Raw genomic sequence first — 443 nt, forward strand, 5'->3', positions numbered from 1 at the left:
TGAAGGGCCACCGCGCGGCGGGCATCGAGGCGGTCGCGTCCACCTCCGGGCAGGTGCTGCCCCCCGTGATGGGGGCGTCCGCGTTCGTGATGGCGTCGTACCTCGGGGTGCCGTACCTCGACATCGTCGTCGCCGGCCTCGTCCCGGCCGCCATCCTGGTCGTCTCCATCTCCATCGCGGTCCACTACCTCGCCATCTCGGACTCCAGCAGCCAGGACATGGAGTTCTCCGAGTTCTTCGACGAGACGCTCTCGACCGAGAAGAAGGTGTTCGAGGCCATCCGGTTCGGCGTCCCGTTCGGGATCCTCATCTACCTGCTCGGCATCGCGCAGTACACCGTGATGACCTCCGCGCTGTACACGGTGGTCGCGATGATGATCACGGGGACGCTCATGCCGCCGCTCCAGCGGGTCGTCGACAGCTCGGGCGTCAGCCCGGTCAGC

1 protein-coding gene is annotated in these 443 nt (G+C 67.5%); it reads left to right on the plus strand.

Going from position 1 to position 443, the window contains the following annotated elements; genetic code table 11:
* A partial coding sequence (locus EXE45_RS21485) for a TRAP transporter large permease subunit (protein WP_241989521.1) occupies positions 1-443 on the plus strand: 443 nt, incomplete at both ends.

Source organism: Halorubrum sp. SP9 (assembly GCF_005435015.1).
GTDB classification, from domain to species: Archaea; Halobacteriota; Halobacteria; order Halobacteriales; family Haloferacaceae; genus Halorubrum; species Halorubrum sodomense.